General features: G+C 58.6%; 12 protein-coding genes. 7 read left to right on the top strand and 5 right to left on the bottom strand.

Annotation, left to right across the window (positions count from 1 at the left end):
• Positions 1-46: 46 nt before the first annotated feature.
• Both VD17_RS16230 and VD17_RS16225 read right to left on the bottom strand, forming a co-directional pair.
• A complete protein-coding gene (locus VD17_RS16230; RefSeq protein WP_046054664.1) occupies positions 47-2,458 on the bottom strand; it encodes a glucose/quinate/shikimate family membrane-bound PQQ-dependent dehydrogenase in 2,412 nt (803 codons plus the stop codon).
• A 212-nt stretch (positions 2,459-2,670) separates the two neighbouring features.
• Positions 2,671-4,053, bottom strand: a complete 1,383-nt coding sequence (locus VD17_RS16225; RefSeq protein ID WP_046054663.1) for a carbohydrate porin — start codon at positions 4,051-4,053, stop codon at positions 2,671-2,673.
• A gap of 363 nt (positions 4,054-4,416) precedes the next feature.
• Between VD17_RS16225 and VD17_RS16220 the strand changes: the two genes are divergently transcribed.
• Both VD17_RS16220 and VD17_RS16215 read left to right on the top strand, forming a co-directional pair.
• Entirely contained in the window at positions 4,417-4,647 is a 231-nt protein-coding gene (locus tag VD17_RS16220; protein WP_007903672.1) for a VF530 family DNA-binding protein, read from the top strand.
• A gap of 2 nt (positions 4,648-4,649) precedes the next feature.
• Positions 4,650-5,321, top strand: coding sequence for a Pr6Pr family membrane protein (locus tag VD17_RS16215; RefSeq protein ID WP_046054662.1), 672 nt, complete (start codon positions 4,650-4,652; stop codon positions 5,319-5,321).
• 124 nt (positions 5,322-5,445) lie between these two features.
• Here VD17_RS16215 and VD17_RS16210 read toward each other — a convergent pair whose 3' ends face one another.
• The gene (locus VD17_RS16210; RefSeq protein WP_046054661.1) at positions 5,446-6,231 is read right to left on the bottom strand and encodes a siderophore-interacting protein; all 786 of its coding nucleotides are present in this window, start codon (positions 6,229-6,231) and stop codon (positions 5,446-5,448) included.
• Positions 6,228-6,809 (bottom strand): PadR family transcriptional regulator, encoded by a 582-nt coding sequence (locus tag VD17_RS16205; RefSeq protein ID WP_046054660.1) that lies wholly within the window; start codon positions 6,807-6,809, stop codon positions 6,228-6,230. The genes VD17_RS16210 and VD17_RS16205 overlap by 4 nt, the downstream gene beginning before the upstream one ends.
• Positions 6,810-7,325: 516 nt before the next feature.
• On the opposite strand from VD17_RS16205, the gene VD17_RS16200 reads away from it, so the two are divergent.
• The 5 genes from VD17_RS16200 to VD17_RS16180 all read left to right on the top strand — a co-directional run bounded on the left by VD17_RS16200 (position 7,326) and on the right by VD17_RS16180 (position 12,970).
• Positions 7,326-7,820, top strand: coding sequence for a CS1 type fimbrial major subunit (locus VD17_RS16200; protein ID WP_046054659.1), 495 nt, complete (start codon positions 7,326-7,328; stop codon positions 7,818-7,820).
• A gap of 85 nt (positions 7,821-7,905) precedes the next feature.
• Positions 7,906-10,431 carry a CS1-pili formation C-terminal domain-containing protein gene (locus VD17_RS16195; protein WP_046054658.1) on the top strand — a complete coding sequence of 842 codons (2,526 nt, stop codon included), beginning with the start codon at positions 7,906-7,908 and terminating at the stop codon, positions 10,429-10,431.
• A gap of 4 nt (positions 10,432-10,435) precedes the next feature.
• Positions 10,436-11,650: a hypothetical protein gene (locus VD17_RS16190; RefSeq protein ID WP_046054657.1), complete on the top strand. Its 1,215-nt coding sequence runs from the start codon at positions 10,436-10,438 to the stop codon at positions 11,648-11,650.
• A gap of 42 nt (positions 11,651-11,692) precedes the next feature.
• A complete protein-coding gene (locus VD17_RS16185; protein ID WP_046054656.1) occupies positions 11,693-12,436 on the top strand; it encodes a pilus assembly protein in 744 nt (247 codons plus the stop codon).
• A 33-nt stretch (positions 12,437-12,469) separates the two neighbouring features.
• Positions 12,470-12,970, top strand: coding sequence for a CS1 type fimbrial major subunit (locus VD17_RS16180; RefSeq protein WP_046054655.1), 501 nt, complete (start codon positions 12,470-12,472; stop codon positions 12,968-12,970).
• A 173-nt stretch (positions 12,971-13,143) separates the two neighbouring features.
• On the opposite strand, the gene VD17_RS16175 is transcribed toward VD17_RS16180, so the two are convergent.
• Positions 13,144-17,913, bottom strand: coding sequence for an NEL-type E3 ubiquitin ligase domain-containing protein (locus VD17_RS16175; protein ID WP_259674560.1), 4,770 nt, complete (start codon positions 17,911-17,913; stop codon positions 13,144-13,146).
• Positions 17,914-18,107 lie beyond the last annotated feature (194 nt).

Raw genomic sequence — 18,107 nt, 5'->3', positions numbered from 1 at the left:
GCGACCCCCTCACAGGAGTCGCCTTTCCTTTAACCGCCGCTAAAGCTTACTCGGACAGTTTGTACGCAATCACATAGTCACCTTGCTTGGTGCCCAGCGACCCATGACCGCCGGCAACGACCAGCACGTATTGCTTGCCGTCCTTGCCGGTGTAGGTCATCGGCGTGGTTTGCGCACCGGCTGGCAGGCGGCCTTCCCACAGTTGCTTGCCGTTTTTCACGTCATAGGCGCGCAGGTACTGGTCGAGGGTACCGCTCAGGAAACCAACGCCGCCAGCCGTGACGAAGGTACCGCCCAGGCTAGGCACGCCCATGCTCAACGGGATCGGAACCGGCGAACTGTCGCGCACGGTGCCGTTTTTGTGTTTCCAGATGATTTTGCTGGTGGTCAGGTCGACCGCTGTCACGTAACCCCAGGCCGGTGCCTGGCACGGCAGGCCCAGTGGCGAGAGCAGGGGTTCGAGGATGACGCCATATGGCGCGCCTTTGTTCGGCTGCACGCCTTCGGTTTCGCTTTTACGCGGGCCTTGGGCGGCGATTTCGGCGGCCGGGATCATTTTCGATTTGAACGCCATGTAGTCCGGGTTCATGAAAGCAAGCTGACGCACCGGGTCAACCGAGATGCCGCCCCAGTCGAACACGCCGAAGTTGCCTGGATAAACGATCGAACCTTGCAGCGATGGCGGCGTGAACGGGCCGTCGTAGCGCATGGATTTGAAGTCGATCCGGCAGATCAGTTGGTCGAACGGGGTGACGCCCCACATGTCGCGTTCTTTCAGCGGCGGCGGCATCAGGTTCAGGTCGGACTTCGGCTGGGTTGGCGAGGTGTGATCACCTTCGACAGCGCCTTGTGGCACGGGCACTTCGTTGATCGGTACGATCGCTTTACCGGTGCTGCGGTCCAGCACGTAGATGCTGCCTTGCTTGGTGGACGCGAGTACCGCTGGCTTCACGCCGTCAGCCGTTTTCAGGTCCATCAGGGTTGGCTGGCCGCCGACGTCCATGTCCCACAGGTCATGGTGGGTGAACTGGAAGTGCCAGCGCACTTTGCCGGTGGCGATGTCGAGGGCGGTCAGGCCGGCGGCGTGCAATTCCGATTCAGGGGTGCGTGCGCCACCGAACTGGTCCGGGGTCTGGTTGCCCATCGGCAGGTAAAGCATGCCGAGTTTTTCGTCGACGGCGAACATGGACCACATGTTCGGCGAGTTGCGGGTGTAGACCCTGCCTTCGGCAATCGGCGTGGTGTCGTCCGGGTTGCCGCTGTCCCAATTCCACACCAGTTTGCCGGTGTGCACGTCGAACGCACGGATCACGCCGCTTGGCTCGTCGGTGGAAACGTTGTCGGTGACGTGGCCGCCAATCACCACCAGGTCTTTAGTGACCGCTGGAGGTGAGGTGGAGTAGTAACCGCCCGCCGTGAAGCCGCCAATGTTGGCGCGCAGATCAACCTGGCCCTTGTCGCCAAAGTCTTCGCACATCTTGCCGGTGTCGGCGTCGAGGGCGATCAGACGGGTGTCGGCAGTCGGCAGGAAGATCCGGCGTGGGCAGACGTTGTTGACCGGCGCAGGGCTGGCGGTGCCCGTCGGGCTTTGCTCGGAGGCGTAGGCGGCGTCGTCGTGATACGTCACACCACGGCAGGTCATGTGCGCCCAACCCTTGAAGTTCGCCGCGTTTTGCGTGGAGAGCTTCGGATCGAAACGCCAGATTTCCTTGCCGGTGTCCGGGTCCAGCGCGATCACCTGGCTGTGCGGCGTGCAGACGTAGAGCATGCCGTTGACTTTCAGCGGGGTGTTTTCGGCAGTGGTTTCGCCCGGGTCGTTCGGCCCTGGCAGGTCGCCGGTGCGGAAGGTCCAGGCCGGAACGAGCTTGTTCGCGTTCTGCGGGGTGATCTGCGCCAGTGGCGAGTAACGATCGCCGTGAGCGCTGCGGCCGTAGGAATTCCAGTCACCGTCGGGCATGGCCGGGGCGGTGTTCGTCATGCCCGGCACGCTGTCGCGGTCCAGTTGGCCTTTGATTTCACCGGGGTTGGTGAACTGGCTGGCCAGCGCAGCAACGCCCGCCAGCACCACGGCCACGCTCAATGCGCCGGTGCCCATCGGCGCAGGGCCAGTGAGCAACAGCGGACGGCGGAACCACGGCAGCAACATGACGATGCCCAGCGCAAACAACATGGCCAGACGCGGCACCAGTTGCCACCAATCGAGGCCGACTTCCCACAGGGCCCATACGGTGCTGGCGAACAGCACCAGCGCGTAGAGGCCTAGTGCAGCGCGGCGAGCGGCAATCAGCAGCACGCCGGTCAGCACCAGGCCGATACCGGCCAGCAGGTAATACAGCGAGCCGCCGAGCATGCTCAGCTTGATCCCCCCGGCCAGCATGGCCAGGCCCATTAGCAGAAGCAGGATACCGAGCAGGCTCGGCAGCAGACGGCTTCGACTCAAAGCACCATCAGTGCTCATAGTGTGGTTCTCCGTGACGTTTTAAGTAGTCCCGCGCAAGTTCACTGTAGATGACGATCTGGCGCGGGCAGGGTTCATATAAAAATGGTTGGGTTGATGCGATCCCTGTAGGAGTGAGCCTGCTCGCGATAGCGGTGGGTCAGACAACATCAATATTGGCTGTGCTGGCCTTATCGCGAGCAGGCTCGCTCCTACAGGGTTTTCGGTGTTGGTTAGAACGAGGACTGGATCTTGATCCCCCCAATCAGCGCGTCATCGACCTGGTCCACGCCACCGGGGTGGCGGATGTATTGCAGGTTCGGGCGCACGGTCAGCCAGTTCGTGACGTGCACGCCGTAATAGAGTTCGGCGCTGTATTCGGTGTCCTGCGGCGGCAGGAAGGACGGGTCGTTGTAGTCGAAGACCGCGCGGGCCTGATTGGTCGCCTCGGCGTTCTTGCGAAAGGCCGGGTTGACGTGGACGCGGGCCAGGGCGAAACCGATGTCGTCCTTGGCGCGTGCATCGAACAAGCCTTTGTAGACGACACCTGCCTGGACATAGTTGTCGATGGCGTTGGTCTTCTTGTCGTGCATCGTGCCGTTGGCGAACACGTTCAGGCCGCGGGAGTTATCGCTGGCGCGGCTGGTCAATTGCTGCTGCACACCCAGCCATACACCGTGTTTGCTCGACGCGCTGCGGTAAGCCTCGCCGCTTAGGGCCGCCGGCTGACCGTTGCTGTCCTTGTAAACGTCGGTGGCGTTGGCACTGCTGTAGTAATAGCCGGCGCGGTATTCACCTGGCAGGCCGTTGAGCTTCGGCGACCACACCAGTTCCACCGGCAGGATCGCACCCTGGGTGCCACTGCCGCTGAGCTTGAAGCCATTGTCGCGATCGAGGTTCGACGGGTTCTGCTCATACGCTCCGATCTGCGCATACAGCTCTGGCGTCAGGTGATATTTGACCCGCATCGCCCACTGGCTGACCGGCCAGTTGTACCAGATGCCGCCGACCCAGTTGCCGACCTGAGAGCCGCAGAACGCCAGGTTCTGGAAGTCGCAAGGGAAGCTGTTGAAGTCTTCGCCTTCGCCAAAACGGCCGACCTTGATGTCGAGCTTTTGATCGAAGAATTTCTGCTGATACCACATCTGCGTCAGGCGCCAGGTCTGCCCGCGACCCCAGACTTCCTGAGCCGAGGTGAACCCGCCCACGCGCGGATCGTTGATGCGGTCGTTGCTGATGTTGTTGCCATTGCGCTCGGTGATGGTCAGCTGAAATTCGGCGTCGTCCCAGCCCAGAATCTTCTGCAAGTCCATGTGGGTGCCGAGGCCAAACTGGTCGCTGTAGCGAGCGGTGCGGTCATGATCGTAGCCGCCGTGCAGATTGCTGCCCATTTCGCCGGTGTAATCGACTTTGAAGTCGTAGCCTTTTTCCGAAAGTTCGGTGCGAGTGCCGTTCCAGTCGCCAAGCATCCACGGGGATTCGCTATCGAAGGCCGGAGCGGCCTGGGCGCAAGTGGCGAGGCCCAACGCGGTGAATCCGCCAATCAGGTTCAGGGCTTTTCGATGAGCAATAGCGTTGCAGACAGCGCTGTCTCGCGGAGTTTGAAAATAAGGCATAGGGGAAGTAATTCTGGGTCTTTTTCTGGGGGGATGAACTGAAGCGGCAGTATGTCGCGGGCAGCAGAAGCGTTTCAGCTTGACGGGCGCAAGGATAATGTCCTGTTACAAATAGAGAAAGCGCTTTTACTGACATGGAGCGTTTCGGATTTGGTAACAGTCAGTGGGAAAAGATCGCAGCCTCGTTTCACTCGACAGCTCCTACATTGGAATGCGTTCACCTGTAGGCGCTGTCGAGTGANNAGGCTGCGATCTTTTGCGTTTCACCTACATTTAACTGACCGCACACAGATCGCTTCCCCCCAACGAAGCCCTCGGCTAAGGTGCGCGGCTTCCTATTCTTTCACCGCTCGAAGGCCCGGCATGACCGAACAGAACAACAACCCGCTGCACGGCGTGACGCTGGAGCAAATCCTCAACGCGCTGGTTGAACACTACGAATGGTCGGGGCTGGCCGAGCGCATCGATATCCGCTGCTTCAAGAGTGATCCGAGTATCAAGTCGAGCCTGACCTTCCTGCGCAAAACCCCGTGGGCGCGGGAGAAGGTCGAGCGCTTGTACGTGAAGTTGATGCGCACCAAGCGACCGCTCTGAGCATGGTCAACCCACCGACGCCAGGTTCTGCCGCGAGGCGTCGTTTTGTCGCTGTGGCGACGGTGCTCGGCTGGGCGGGACTGAGCATTCAGCTGTACCTGATTTTCTACTCACGCTGGACGCTGGCGGCCAGTCTGCTCGGTGGGCTGATCAGCTTCTTCAGCTATTTCACCGTGCTGAGCAATACGCTGGTGGCGACCGTGCTGACGTGTGAGCTGACGTCCCGCGAGGCGGCGGCGCGACGCTGGTTTTTGCAGCCGTGGGTGAGTAGCGGCATTGCCGTGAGCATCGCCGTGGTCGGCCTGGGGTACAACGTGTTGTTGCGCCATTTATGGCATCCGCAAGGCTGGCAATGGCTGGCCGATGAGCTGATGCATGACGTCATGCCACTGCTGTTTCTGGCGTATTGGTGGTGCTGTGTGCCGAAAGGCACGTTGCGACTGCGGCATATCGCGGCGTGGGTGATCTATCCAGTGGTGTATTTCGCGTACTCGTTGTGGCGCGGGCATTTGCTGGCGGTTTATCCCTATCCGTTCATTGATGTCGCCAAGCTGGGTTATCCACAGGTGTTTGTGAATGCCGGGGGATTGTTGGCGGGGTTTGTGCTGATAGCGCTGCTGGTGATCGGGCTGGATCGCTGGCTTGGACACCGTGCCAGGGATCAGGAATTTTAGTGATTGAGCCATCGCCATCGCGAGCAAGCTCGCTCCCACACTGGATCGATTGTGAACAAATGACTTGTGAACAACCGGGACACCTGTGGGAGCGAGCTTGCTCGCGATGGGGGCCTGAAGCCGGTCACTCCTCGTCGCTGTTATCCGCCCGCCAGTAGCCGACGGCTTTGACGGACTGCTCGTTAAGCCCATGCTCATCCAGCAACACCCGGCGTATCTGCCGCGATACTTTGCTCTCGGTCGCCACCCATGCGTACAGATTGCCGTTGGGCACCTGCAGCTGCTTCACAGTCTTGAGCAGGTTGTCCTTGCCGCCCTCGCGCAATACCCAGATCACATTGACTTGCGCGGCGCTTTCCAGTCGTTGCTGTTCGGCGCCGTTCTCTATCTCCACGATCACCAATGCCCGGCGATTGGCCGCCAGGCCTTCCAGCCGCCGAGCGATCGCGGGCAGGGCGGTTTCGTCACCGATCAGCAGGTAACTGTCGAAGATGTCCGGCACGATCATCGAGCCTCGTGGGCCGCCGATGTGCAGGAATTGGCCGGGTTTGGCCTGCTCGGCCCAAGTCGCGGCAGGGCCGTCGCCGTGCAGCACGAAGTCGATGTCCAGTTCCAGCGTGTCGAGGTTGTAGCGGCGCGGCGTGTAGTCGCGCATCGCCGGCATCGGCCCGTTGTCTTTGCCGGCACCGAGCACCAGGGTTTCCAGGGCGGCTTGTTCCGCCGCGTTTTGAGGGAACAACAGTTTGACGTGGTCGTCCGTGCCGAGACTGACGAAGCCCGCCAACTCCGGTCCACCCAGCGTGATGCGGCGCATGCGCGGCGTCAGGTCGACCACCCGCAACACTTCCAGACGACGGCGTTTGATCTCGTGGCTGACACGGTGAATGGTTTGCACGATCACTTCAGTCATTCGGTTTTCTCCGCTGGGATTTGAACGGCAGGGCCATCGACGATGGCTTTGGCGGTGTTGTTGAGCAGGTCGCGTACCCGCAGGATTTCTTCCGGGCTCCAGCGGCCGTGATGCATCTGCAAGGCATGACGCAAGTTATGCACCGCTTCGTGGATCTCGGCGGGGCGGTCATGGCCGCGCAATGAGCGCTTGCTGACCTCGATGCGCATCCGTACGCCGTCCAGTGCGATCGCCTGGTCGCTTAACGACAGCCGTCCGGCGTCGGTGATGGCGTAGCGTTTTTTTCCGCCCTCGGCGTCGCCCAGGATCATTTCGCTTTCTTCAAGGAAGGTCAGGGTGGGGTAGATCACACCGGGGCTGGGGCTATAGGCGCCGTCGAACATGCTTTCGATCTGGCGGATCAGGTCATAGCCGTGGCAAGGCTGCTCGGCGATCAGCGCCAGCAGCAGCAGTTTCAGATCGCCTGGGGCGAACACCCGCGGGCCTCGGCCGCCCCGTTCGCGGCCGGGGCCCGGGCGTTTTTCGAAGCCGTCGCGGCCGTCGTTATGGTCACGGTGTTGGGAATGATGGTCTCTCATTTTTTCGCTGCTCTCGTCGTATTTAGATACAACTTAAGATATATCTTAAGTGGAGGGCAAGACGTTTTTTGCAAGGGGCTGATCGGTGCCGACGGACGGTTGGCGCGGTCAATGATGCAATTCACCAGGAAATATCACCGTACATCAGCTGATTTTTCCGCCGACACAGGAATTGTTTAATCGTTAAAGCTATTGCTCTAATAATGGTTGAGCTTATGTTCTAAAAATCCTGCAAGTCCATTGTTGTATAGGCGAAGGCGCTGTATGGTTTTTTTAGAAAAACTGTATGTAGTCTGTAACTTACAGTCGCTGTTTGGTATTTGAGTTTTTTGTTTATTTTTCCTTCTGGTCATGAGGTTGTTTAGCTACGTGTTCATGGGAAGTTGCCTGCTTACTTTCCAGAACAAGAAGTCGAAGATGTTTCGGCGTTGGAAGTTCAAATAAAGCGACCTGTTACGGGTCAGCGTTTTTTAACTTTCAATGAACCGATTCCATAAAGAAAACAGGTACTTAACAATGTTCAAGAAAATCGCAATCGCTGCCCCACTGGCTCTTTTGGCGCTGGGTTCCTCCGGGGCATTTGCCGCAGGTGAAGCGGCTCACTCCATCAACATCGTCGCCCACGTGCCGACTAACGGTTTCTACGTGGTGCCTACCAATCCTGAGCTCGTCAACAAGGATCAGGACATGAGCTTCCAGCCTGCCAGCGGCAAAATGGGAGAAGTGAACGGGTTCTTCGATGTGCGTAACAACAGCGGTTCGGTTCACGCCAGCCTGGACAGCGCGCCCAAACTGATTTCTGGTTCCCATTCCATTGCTTTGAAAGTGGAACTCAATAACAAGGAACTCAACTTGACCCCGCAAATGGTTGTAGGTGAAGCCGAGTCCGACGTGAACTTCCGCGCACCGCTGAAAATCAGTGCGGTCGGTACGACCTTCCAGCCGGGCGACTACACCGGTGTCGTGGCAATGACCTTCGACGCTGTCCCTCCCGTGGGCGGCTCGCGCTAACTTTCAAAGTCGCGCAAACCGACAGGGCAAACAGCATTGTTTGTCCCGTCGGACTTCAACTTGATTGTAATCAGAGTAAGAGTTCATGTTCCCGATGACCCCCATCGCGGCTGCGCTTGCGCTGTTGTTTTGCGCCAGTGCAGCGGCGGCTCCCGTTTCTTCCGCCGGTACGACACCGCGAAGTCTCCTGGCGCAGGCCAAAGGTCTTCCGGCTGATTTCGAGGAGCATTTCTTTGATGTGCCTCTGGCTGTCCGGGTAGAACTCGATCAACAGCCTCTGGGAGAGGCCATGGTGGTGTTGTCTCGCGATGATCGCGTCACTCTGCTCGAATTTACCGACACCAGCGAAAACCGTTTCAGCCCCGCTGAACGGGAAAAATGGGCAAGTTATCTCAAGCCGGGTGTGCCGCTGGGCAATTGCACGGGATCATGCCCGGATCAGGTGCTGGCCGTGCACTACAACCTGGAAAGCTCGTTGGTTTCGATCCTCACCGAAAACGCCGAGCGCGACATGGAGGCCAAGCGTTATTACGAGCAACCGGAGGGCGGCAGTAGCGGCCTGATGGTGCGCAACCAGCTCAACCTCAATGGCGGCCAGGATCAGGATCTGGGCGGGCGCTATGGCCTTGAAGCCAGCGCGAGCCTGGGCAACTGGAGCCAGACGTTCAACATGCAATTGGCCCGCCTCGGCGGTCCCGACGATAAGCTTTATCACGCGGTTCACGAGCTCTACACCCAGCGCGAACTGCAGGGCAGTTTCCTGCGTCTGGGCTATTTCACCCCAAGTTCCGAAGGGCTGACCCGCCAACCTCGTACGTTTGGCACCAGCCCCGATACCGCTGTCGGCGTCATGCTCGGCAGCTCTGACAGCCTGGCGATCAACAGTCCGATGCCCAGCGTCTACCCCATTTATGTCACGGCCAATCGCCAAGGGTCGGTGGAGATCTATCGCGACGGTCTGTTGATCAACACCCAGTCAGTGCCCGCAGGATTGCAGACCCTCGACACCCGGCCGCTGCCAGGCGGGATCTACGAAGTGGAAGTGCGCCTGGTCGAAGATGGCCAGATCACCTCGACTACCCAGGAGCTGGTCTACAAACCCAACAACTGGCGAAACCTCGACGAGCGCTGGCGCTACAACCTGTTTGCCGGTGAAGAAAGCAAACTGCTCAGTAACTGGGACCAGCAGTCCAGCGGCAGTCCGACGGTAGGGGCCTCGATCAATTACTTGATGCACCCACGAGTCATTCTCGGGCTATCGGCGCGGCAGATTCGTGAAAAACTGCAATACGGCAGTTCCATCGACTGGACCCTGGCCAATCACATCAGCCTGTATGCCAACGTGTATCAGACCCAGGATCATGGCACCGGTCTCGATCTGCAAAGTCTTTACAACTATGGCTCCGGTAGCCTGGTGATCAGCCACAACCGCAGCTGGCTGGACACCACCAACCTGTACGAAACCCTGCCAGACGGTACACGGGTGCGCCAACGCAATGTGTTCATTGGTGAAACCAGCAATTCATCACTGGCGATCAACCATCGGGTCAGCAGTAAAAGCTCGATCAGCGGACGGGTGTCCCACAGCGAGGGCAATGTCGATGGCATCGGTATGGATCTGGGTTGGACCCAGCGCGCTACGTTGTTCGGCAGCGATGCGAGTTGGCGTCTGTCGTTATTTGATCGCCCCGGCAGTGTCAGCAGTGGCGACGCACGCAACCGCGGGATCGACCTGAGCCTTAACCTGGCCTTGGGCGCGCCGGGCCAGCAGATCACCGGCAGCATCGGTTCGCGCACGGCCCGTGACGGCAGCCGCGACAACAATGCTTCCCTCGGCTGGCGCCAGGATTTCAAAGATCACGTGCTGCAAAACGTCTCGGTGACGGCACTCACTGACACCTACGGCGTGGGTGTGTCGAGCCTTGCCAACTTTCGTACCGACGCAGTCAATGGCGACGGTTTCGTCCAGCGTTCCTCCTACAACGGCAACTTCACCGGCGGTCTTAACCTGGACAGCACCCTGGTCGTCGGCGGCGAGCAAATGCTCATGACCAGCCATTACGAAATGCGTGGCGCGGGAATGATTGTCGACGTGGAATCAGACATCGACGACATCACCCTGCGCGCCGACGATTACAGCGGCGGCGGCGCGGCGTTGAAGCCGGGGCGCAATTTCATCCCGATTACCGCGTACCAGAACAGTTCGGTGAGCTTCGATTTTGAAGGCAATCACGTGCCGGCAGCGACCATCGAGCCGGCACGCACGCGCTATCACCTGAACAAGGGCGGGGTGGAGTACCGCAAGGTGCGGGTGATGAAAACCATGACGGTGCTCGGGAGACTGGTCGATGAACAGGGGCGGCCGCTCAAGGGCCACCACGTGATCAACCACGCCAGTCGCGGGGTGACGGAGGTCGACGGGTTCTTCTCGATGGAAATGAACGCCGGCTCGCCGACCCTGGAAGTACGCCAGGGCAATCAGCTGTTGTGCCAGTTCCGTCTCGATGCGAGCCGTCATCGCAGTGAAAACAATGTGTTGATGATCGGTGATCTGCGGTGCACGCCGGACACCCTGGCCGACGTCACGTCCACGGATCAGAAGGCGGGTTGAACGTATGAAAAGGTCAAAGTGTTGGCTGGGGTTATTGGCGGCGCTGAGTGTGCCTTCGGCGGGGGCGGTGAATCAGGAGATCAGGGCGTTGTTTCAGCCGGATTCGTCGCAGCCACAAAGAAATGTATTCATCAACAAGACGCCGAACAGTGGTTATTGCGCGACCTATCCGGGCGAGTGTGCCGACAACAACATGTTCAGTATCCAGCTACCGATTCGTTTTGAATCAATTCGAGCCATAGCGCCCGATGAAGGTATCTCGTTGAAGGTGCCGGCCAACTGGCGGCAGCTGACCATCACCAACATGCAAACCCAGGAGACGGAAACCGTCGAAGTACGCATTATCGGCATTGGCTCGCGGTACATCCTGAGTGATTCAGCCACCCATCTGACCGGAGAGACAGACACACTCGCAGGGCATCAAAAGCTCTGGACCAGCAACAGTTGGGTCTATGCCCCCATGCCCTGTCAGTACAGCGGTGTAGGGGCCTACACCCCCGCAACCTATCGATTTTTCTGGAAGGCGCCAGTGGAATCACCTTGCACCAAGGTGGCCACTTTCAGAATTCCATCCATGTCGTTCGACACCCTCGATTTTGCCTATGAGCTACGAACCCCCAATCCCTTGGGTATGTCATCCGGACTTTATACCGGGCCTTTGTCCTACACGATCGGCCCTGGCGGTGATTTCGACCTGGGGCCGTTGATGAATCCGGACGACGGCAACCTGATCCTGGACTTCGTGCTGGACGTGCAGCACACCTTGAAGGTGGATATTCCGCCCGGTGGCAATCGGGTTTTATTGGAACCCCAAGGCGGTTGGCAATCCTGGCTGGAGCAAGGACGCAAACCTGTGCGTCTTTATCGCGATCAAATTTTTAATATTTCCGCTTCGTCAAAGTTCACGATGAGATTCGAGTGTGAGCTGGATCTGGACACTGGTTGCGCGATTCTTGACCGCGAGTCGGGTTACGCGGGGGGTGTGAATGTCAGTGTCAGTTTGCCTAACGGGCTGACCGACAGTACCGGGCAACCGGTCAGACGGCTGCCTTTGAGTCGCACTGCTACGAGCCCGTTTCAGCCCCGCATCTATGTCGATCGAAAGCCGGGAACGCTGCATTTCGAAATGGGTGAGCGGGACACCAACTGGTTGATCATCAACTCTAAAGGTAGGCCCTATAAGGGCAACATCACCGTGATCTGGGATTCCGAAGTCTGACCTTTCGGTTGGTCATCTTTTATTTTTTATGAGGTTGAGGGGATGAAGCGTCTGTTATGGCTGTGTGTGCTCTGTGTGTATCCCTTGGCGGTTCACGCCGGGCCACAGATTAACGTTGGCACCGTGTATGACTATCTGGATGCCGATAAAAGTACCTACTTGAAACGAGTATTCAACAGCGGCGACAGCACCGCTTTCGTCAAGGTCAACGTACTGGAAATCGTCTACGAGGCCGACGGCACGCCGAAGGAAATACCGGTCGAAGCTGCCGCCGACGGCGCCTCGCGCAATGGCGTCATGGCAAGCCCTGCTCGACTGATCGTGCCGGCCCAGGGCATGCAAGGTACACGCCTGTTGTACATGGGCGAGCGGGACCGAGAGCGCTATTTTCGCGTGCGTTTTGTCCCAGTGGTGCCGGAAAAGGAAGATGAGTTTCTGGTCAGCAGCGAAGAACGCGAGGACTACAAAAAAAACCTGTCGGCGGGGGTCAATGTGATGACCGGGTTCGGCACGGTCTTCTTCGTACGGCCCAAAAACTCCCGTTTCGAGAGCGTTATCAGTGACACCGACAATCACTACGAGTTGCGCAATAACGGCAACACCGTGGTCATCGTCGACGAGTTCAAAAGCTGCGCAATAAGTGATGAAAACGAATGTGGAGCGACCACCAAACACCACGTCATGGCCGGCAAGGCATTTGGCTTCGACAAGGAAAAGGGGCGTGAATACCGTTTCATCCTGATCGAAGGCGACAGTAAAAAAGTCCTGAAGATTGCCAGCCGATAGGCCGGTTTTCCATTGATGCAACGGGTATCGAACATGATCAAGCTATGCGCCGCCGTCGCGCTGACGGCAATGACCGCACTGATGGGCTCTTTGGCATGGGCTGCCCGGGAAGAGCACACCTTCGAAGTGTCCGTGAGCATCCCGACACGCTCGTTCTACCTGATCCCGGCCGAACCGGACTGGATTCACCGGCCTCAGCGGTTGAACTGGAACCCCTCGACATCGACCCTGAGCAGTGTCCGCAAGAACTTCGATGTACGGCATGACACCAGCGCCATTGAAGCGCGCCTGGAGGCGGCTCCCTATTTGTCGAACGGCAGGCCGGCTGACGACATTGTGTTGCGGGTCAGTTTCAACGGTGTGGAGTTGAGTCCGGATCTTTCTCCACGGCTGGTGGTGTCGGCGGCTGACGCGGCGGCAGGCAAGCGGGTGTTGCTGGAAGTCGCTCCGGTGATGCCGTCCGGGGGATACCGCCCGGGGGATTACAGCGGAAACGTATTGTTGTTGTTCAGCGCCAGGGCGCCGGGTGAGTGAGTGTCGAGAGTGACCGCAAGATATGATCTGAATGAGGCAAACCTTGTGGGAGCGAGCCTGCTCGCGAAGAGGCCAGTGCATTCAACAGGTCTGTTGACTGATACTCCGTCTTCGCGAGCAGGCTCGTTCCTACCTTGGATTTACGCTTGACCGACTACTGACGGCACACGGGTTTACAGTTCGTGCTTTTTCATCAAGGTACGGGTCAGTCGCCGACCCAGATCCAGCCTTTTGTAGCCCAGATCGCTTACCTTTGCCGAGTAAGCCTGCTCGGTCATCGCTTCGCCGTCAGAGCCGGCAAGCGAGTCTTCGAGCAGTCCCATCTGGCGATTGAAGTATCGATCGTTGGCGGCAAGTGCATTGGGATAGGTGTCACGCAGGTACTTGTCCCAGAACGCATTCTCAAGCATGCCATTGACCAGCCCATCGCCTTCTTCCCTTGAAAGCACGGTTTCACAGGCCCGGTCGATGGCGCTGTCGCTTACGCCTGCAATGTTCCTGTGAAGCATGGTCTCTGACTGCCAGGGCAAACCGAGGCGTTGCGCCAGATGGGTCTGATAGGCCAGATAAACCTCGACTTCTTCTTCTCTGCTCGGGCGTGTCATTACGTCCGCCCGGGCTATTTCGTTGACTCGGTCCAGGCGCGTGGCCCCTTTGGCGAGTTTCACCAGCTTCACTTCAAGTTCGGCATTGGACGTTGAATAGGCGTACGCCTGGGAGGCAAGTGCCTCGATACCCATGGTATTGAATATCTCGGAGCTGGCATCGGTGCAGTCCTCGGGGTGTTCGGCGATACCAAACAGTTTTTCGCGTAACTGTGTATCCAGATCCATGGCATCGATCAGGTCCCAGACGCGACGGGACAACTGCTCGCGCGTAGGGCCCCCTGCCCGGTAGTCGGCGGAGGTCGTCAGATGATCGATGATTCTGAAAAAATCTGTGGCGTTCGGTTCAGTCATCAAGTTGTCCCAGGCTTCGACCCTGTACGTGCCCAATCCCATTGAGCGACGGCCCCAAAGCAACGAATCGTCACTCAGTGGCCATTTGGCCCGTGCATTGTTGGCGAGGGGGTCGTAAAGATTCTGGCGGTGCAATCCCACCGATTGTCGGTAGTCGAACAACGCCTCGCGATGGGGGGCCAGTAGCTTGTCAGGGGAAAGCCGCGCTCGGGCGAGAATCCATGCCTCATGTGAGCCCGGTGCCGCATCGGGGACTGTCCTGATCGGGTTACCTTGCAGCTCGAGGAAAAAGCCGCGGGGCCGATGTTTGTTGAACAGTCCGTCCGGCCAGGCCTCGATGCCGGTGTGGGCCAGGCTCAGCACCTTCAGGCGCGGCATGCGCTCGACATTCGGCACACGGCCCAGTGGGTTGTGATCAAGCCTGAGGGTTTGCATCCGCGTCAAGTTGCGCAACTGCTCTACCGACGTGGGTGTCAGTTCGATGCGGTTGTCGTCCAGGCGCAGGGTTTCAAGGAAGTGCATCCGGTGCACGCCCTCGGGCAGACGGGTCAGGTTGCAGCGACGGGCGCTGAACTGGCGCAGCAGGGTGAAGTCTTTCAACAACCCGCCTGAACCTTGCGAGAACCGCATGCTATCGAGACTCAGCGTGGTGATCTGATCGAGGTATTTCTTGATATCCGGCAGTTTTTTCCACCAGCGCTCAAGGTCGTGGCTGAGGAACTCGGTGGACAGGTCCAGTGTGTAACCCCCCTCCAGACGGGTACTGCGTTCATTGAAAACACGGGATTTTCTCTGGAAACATTCCAGCAGGCGCTCCGAGATGAACTTGACCGCATCGGGCGCAACGGCAGCCTCGTCGGGCAGGACTGGAGCCATTTGCTGCTTCCACGCATCGAACGTGTTGCGAAGTTCGTTCAGCTCGACGTCAAGCTTTGTCAGCACCTCGACAGGGTCTTTGTCGGCGGGCAGCGAACTGACGAAAGTGGCCACTTCCCGTTTGCTCAGGTGTGGGTAGAGATCCTCCACGCGTTGCTCGATGGTCAAGGGGGGCCTGGACAGTAGCGGGCCGCGCAACAACAGATCGGTGTCCAGTTCCGGCACCGGGCGAATCGCAGGCTCCAGCAGTGCCGTCCGACGGTCTGCCGGCAACCGGGCGTTGCTCTTCAGCCATTGCTTGAAAGCATTCCCCTGACCCGGTGCGTAGCCCAGTTCACGACGGGACCGATCGGGCATGGCGCGCAGGATCGACTCATACAGATCATCGGCCTCGAAGAGTTTGCGTTGGTTGCCATCGTGAACTTCGTAGCGGCCCTGTTCGTCACGCAGCAGCAACCTGACATTGGTGGCGTCATCCAGACCAACGCTGCAACGCATGGGCCCATCTTGTGCTCCGCCGCGAACTTCGATGCGCAGGTCGCTGTAGGTATCGCTGTACAAACGCAGCACATTGAGGGCTAGCCGTTCGGTGTCGGGGGTCAACAGGTCGTTTTGATACAAACCCTCAATGGCCCGTGTAGAGCGGGTTTCAAAAGCGCACTCCCGGGCGCGCCCCTTGAGGCTCAAGGGGATGCGTCGCTGCCCGGTCAAGGTATCGAGTTCGCTTTTTGTTGCATGGGCCACCAATCGATCGGCGATGGCGGTGGGCAGGTCGGGATACTGGTGCTGCAGTTGCCTAACCCGCGGGTCGTTGCTGGCTTCGCGAAAGCGGTACACATCGTCAGAAATGCCGGCCTTGCGCCCATCGACCAGATCGGCCAGGCAATCGCGCAAGGCCTGGGTCCGCTCCTGTTTCGGTAATCTTGAACCCAGCAGCTGCGCGAGCTGCGCCTCATCCAGAAAGTCCACCACGTTATCCGGCAGCTTGCCCTCCATGACATCCGCCAGGCCAAGGCTCAAGGTCCGCGTTGGCTGCGCACTGCCGTAGGTGCGGGCCATGCCGCTCAAGTCCGAGCGTTCATACACCTTCAAGGCGCAGTCGGACGGCCAGCCCGGCAGTTCGGTGACCAGTTGTTCGAACCAGTTGGATGGCGGGTCCATCGGGCGCCCCGAGCGGACTTGCTGGCTGGTCACACCGACATCTTCGAAGGCCCTGAAGCGTTTCAATGTATCGTCCAGCAGCAGCGGTGGTGGAGCGTTGTCGACGTGCATACGGCGCAGCGCGTCTTCGTGGGTGCCGCTGATCAGGCGGATGTTTTCCAGTTGCGCCAGGCTCAAGCCCTCGGTGCTGTGGCCCAGACGCTTCATCAAGGCCGGGCTGTCCCAGGTCTGCGGGTTTTCACCCTCATGGGTCCAGGCACCGCGTCCGTTATGCGCCATTTTGGGTGCATAGGCCTCGGGGCGGGCAGGGTGTTGCAGGCGATCCAGACCGGACTCTTTTTGTACCACGTAAAGCCGATCATCCAGTGGCAGGACGTCCTTGCCTTCATGGCGATGCAGGCCGAGTGCGTCGGGTCTGGAGTGTTCTGGCAGCCTCAGGTTTTTGTGCTCGTAAGCTGTTATGTCCGGATTCCACAAACGGCGTTCACCGTTGGGCAACCGAACCGGTTTCATACGCTCGATAAACGCCGAGGCTGCGAGCTGGAACTCGCCGGCGATTTTCGCACCCGCGGCAAAGGCAATCAGTTGCACCACGTCGGACGCCACGCTAACGATATGCTTGGCCCCTTCCTCCCACAGGCCTTCCGCCAGATCAACCACCCCCTCGATCACATCATGGGTCAACTGATAGGCGGTGTAGACGAGCATGAGTTCGCCCAGTCCCGGCACGAACGGCATGAGTACCATCAAGGCTGCATTGAAAATGTCTGAAACGATTCTCTTGAAGTTCTCCCACCAGGCCCAACGCGCATTGCTGTCCGCGTCGGCAGTCGGCACCGCGATCCCACGTGCATCATTGAGAATTTTGTTCAGCTGTCGCTGGTAGATCCAGGTCCACAGGGGCTGGGTGATCGGCAATGCGCTGTATTGCAGGTTCGGACGGTCCACCGGGGTTTCCCGCCATGAGGGGCGCGAATCCGTCGGTTCTTTTGCATGCCATTTGACGATGGTGAGACGTTGTTCGAGCCCGGCGAAAAAATGACCGCGCTGTTCATGATCGACAAACTGGCTGAAGTACTGACGGTAGCTTTGCTTCGTCGACGCGGACACGCGGTTGTCCCGCAATTGGCGCGTCAGCTCTTTCATGAAATCAATCGAGCTTTCGTATTCCTTGAGCGGGTGATCGGGGTCGTGGGGCAGGTAGGCAATCACTTTCTTCGAGCGCTGAATCTGTTCTGGGTCGGGACGGATCAGCAGGATGCCGGTCAGGGTAAGGTCCATCATGCCCAGCTCGCAGGCCTGCATGACCTGACCGTCGAGGACCAGGTTATGCGAGCCGTTGAGTAACTCGATGATCAGGGCATGGGCGCTGCGACTGATGTCCTTGCGCATCCACGCCATGTGCGCTGCGGCCTTGAGCGCGGTCTGCTGGCTTCTCTGGACGTTGAGTTGCAACATCGCCTCAGACACTGGCTCTTTGCTGAGCAGAATGATTTCCAGGTGCTTCTTGTATTGCGAGCCGATGTCCAGTTCCCGGCACAGCGCCTGAAACTGGCCGACGGTTATTTTTTCCTTGAGCGGCAAAATGTCGAATAAACCGCGATTGTCGGGTTGGGTGATGAACCCGGAATCCGCTTCATAGGTTTCATTGGATGAAAAGTTATGCAGGGCTGCGTCGAGTAAGGAAACCGTGCGTGCGGTGTAACCTTTTGAAGTGTCGATCACATACCACGGTGTTTTTTTTGTTGCGTAAAGTATTAAGTAAGTGTTTTTGACGTCCACTTCCACATTGTACTTTTCGCGCAGTCTTGCCTTGAGCAAGGGTTCGGCGAAGGAGTAGACGTCTTTCAGATTGGCCAAAAGCCTGTCGACCGAGGTCTGCGCGCTCCAGGCATTCTTGTTGGCGCTGGCGAGGCGTTCGTGATCGCTGTTCGACGCAGTCGTCATCCAGGGGGCACGGCGTAAAACGGTGTTTCTCAAGGCATCATTTCGCAGCACTGTCATGTTGGTGAAAACAGGGTCGATGCGTAGTTTTATTAATTCGTAATGTTGCCCTTTATGGGTGCTTGTAACTGTCATTATTCATAGCCTTGAATGCTGTTAGGTGTATTAAGCCTAACAATCGAGACTAAAAATAATAG

It is taken from the genome of Pseudomonas fluorescens, from assembly GCF_000968015.1.
Lineage (GTDB): Bacteria > Pseudomonadota > Gammaproteobacteria > Pseudomonadales > Pseudomonadaceae > Aquipseudomonas > Aquipseudomonas fluorescens_W.
Note: the sequence above shows the minus strand (reverse complement) of the source record. Positions and strands in the feature narration are given on the sequence as shown.

Excerpts from the sequence above, each read along its gene's own strand:
- VD17_RS16225 (WP_046054663.1), bottom strand. The coding sequence starts at position 4,053 with ATGCCTTATTTTCAAACTCCGCGAGACAGCGCTGTCTGCAACGCTATT.
- VD17_RS16200 (WP_046054659.1), top strand. The coding sequence starts at position 7,326 with ATGTTCAAGAAAATCGCAATCGCTGCCCCACTGGCTCTTTTGGCGCTG.
- VD17_RS16205 (WP_046054660.1), bottom strand. The coding sequence starts at position 6,809 with ATGAGAGACCATCATTCCCAACACCGTGACCATAACGACGGCCGCGAC.
- VD17_RS16230 (WP_046054664.1), bottom strand. The coding sequence starts at position 2,458 with ATGAGCACTGATGGTGCTTTGAGTCGAAGCCGTCTGCTGCCGAGCCTG.
- VD17_RS16190 (WP_046054657.1), top strand. The coding sequence starts at position 10,436 with ATGAAAAGGTCAAAGTGTTGGCTGGGGTTATTGGCGGCGCTGAGTGTG.
- VD17_RS16215 (WP_046054662.1), top strand. The coding sequence starts at position 4,650 with ATGGTCAACCCACCGACGCCAGGTTCTGCCGCGAGGCGTCGTTTTGTC.
- VD17_RS16185 (WP_046054656.1), top strand. The coding sequence starts at position 11,693 with ATGAAGCGTCTGTTATGGCTGTGTGTGCTCTGTGTGTATCCCTTGGCG.
- VD17_RS16180 (WP_046054655.1), top strand. The coding sequence starts at position 12,470 with ATGATCAAGCTATGCGCCGCCGTCGCGCTGACGGCAATGACCGCACTG.
- VD17_RS16220 (WP_007903672.1), top strand. The coding sequence starts at position 4,417 with ATGACCGAACAGAACAACAACCCGCTGCACGGCGTGACGCTGGAGCAA.
- VD17_RS16195 (WP_046054658.1), top strand. The coding sequence starts at position 7,906 with ATGTTCCCGATGACCCCCATCGCGGCTGCGCTTGCGCTGTTGTTTTGC.
- VD17_RS16210 (WP_046054661.1), bottom strand. The coding sequence starts at position 6,231 with ATGACTGAAGTGATCGTGCAAACCATTCACCGTGTCAGCCACGAGATC.
- VD17_RS16175 (WP_259674560.1), bottom strand. The coding sequence starts at position 17,913 with ATGACGACTGCGTCGAACAGCGATCACGAACGCCTCGCCAGCGCCAAC.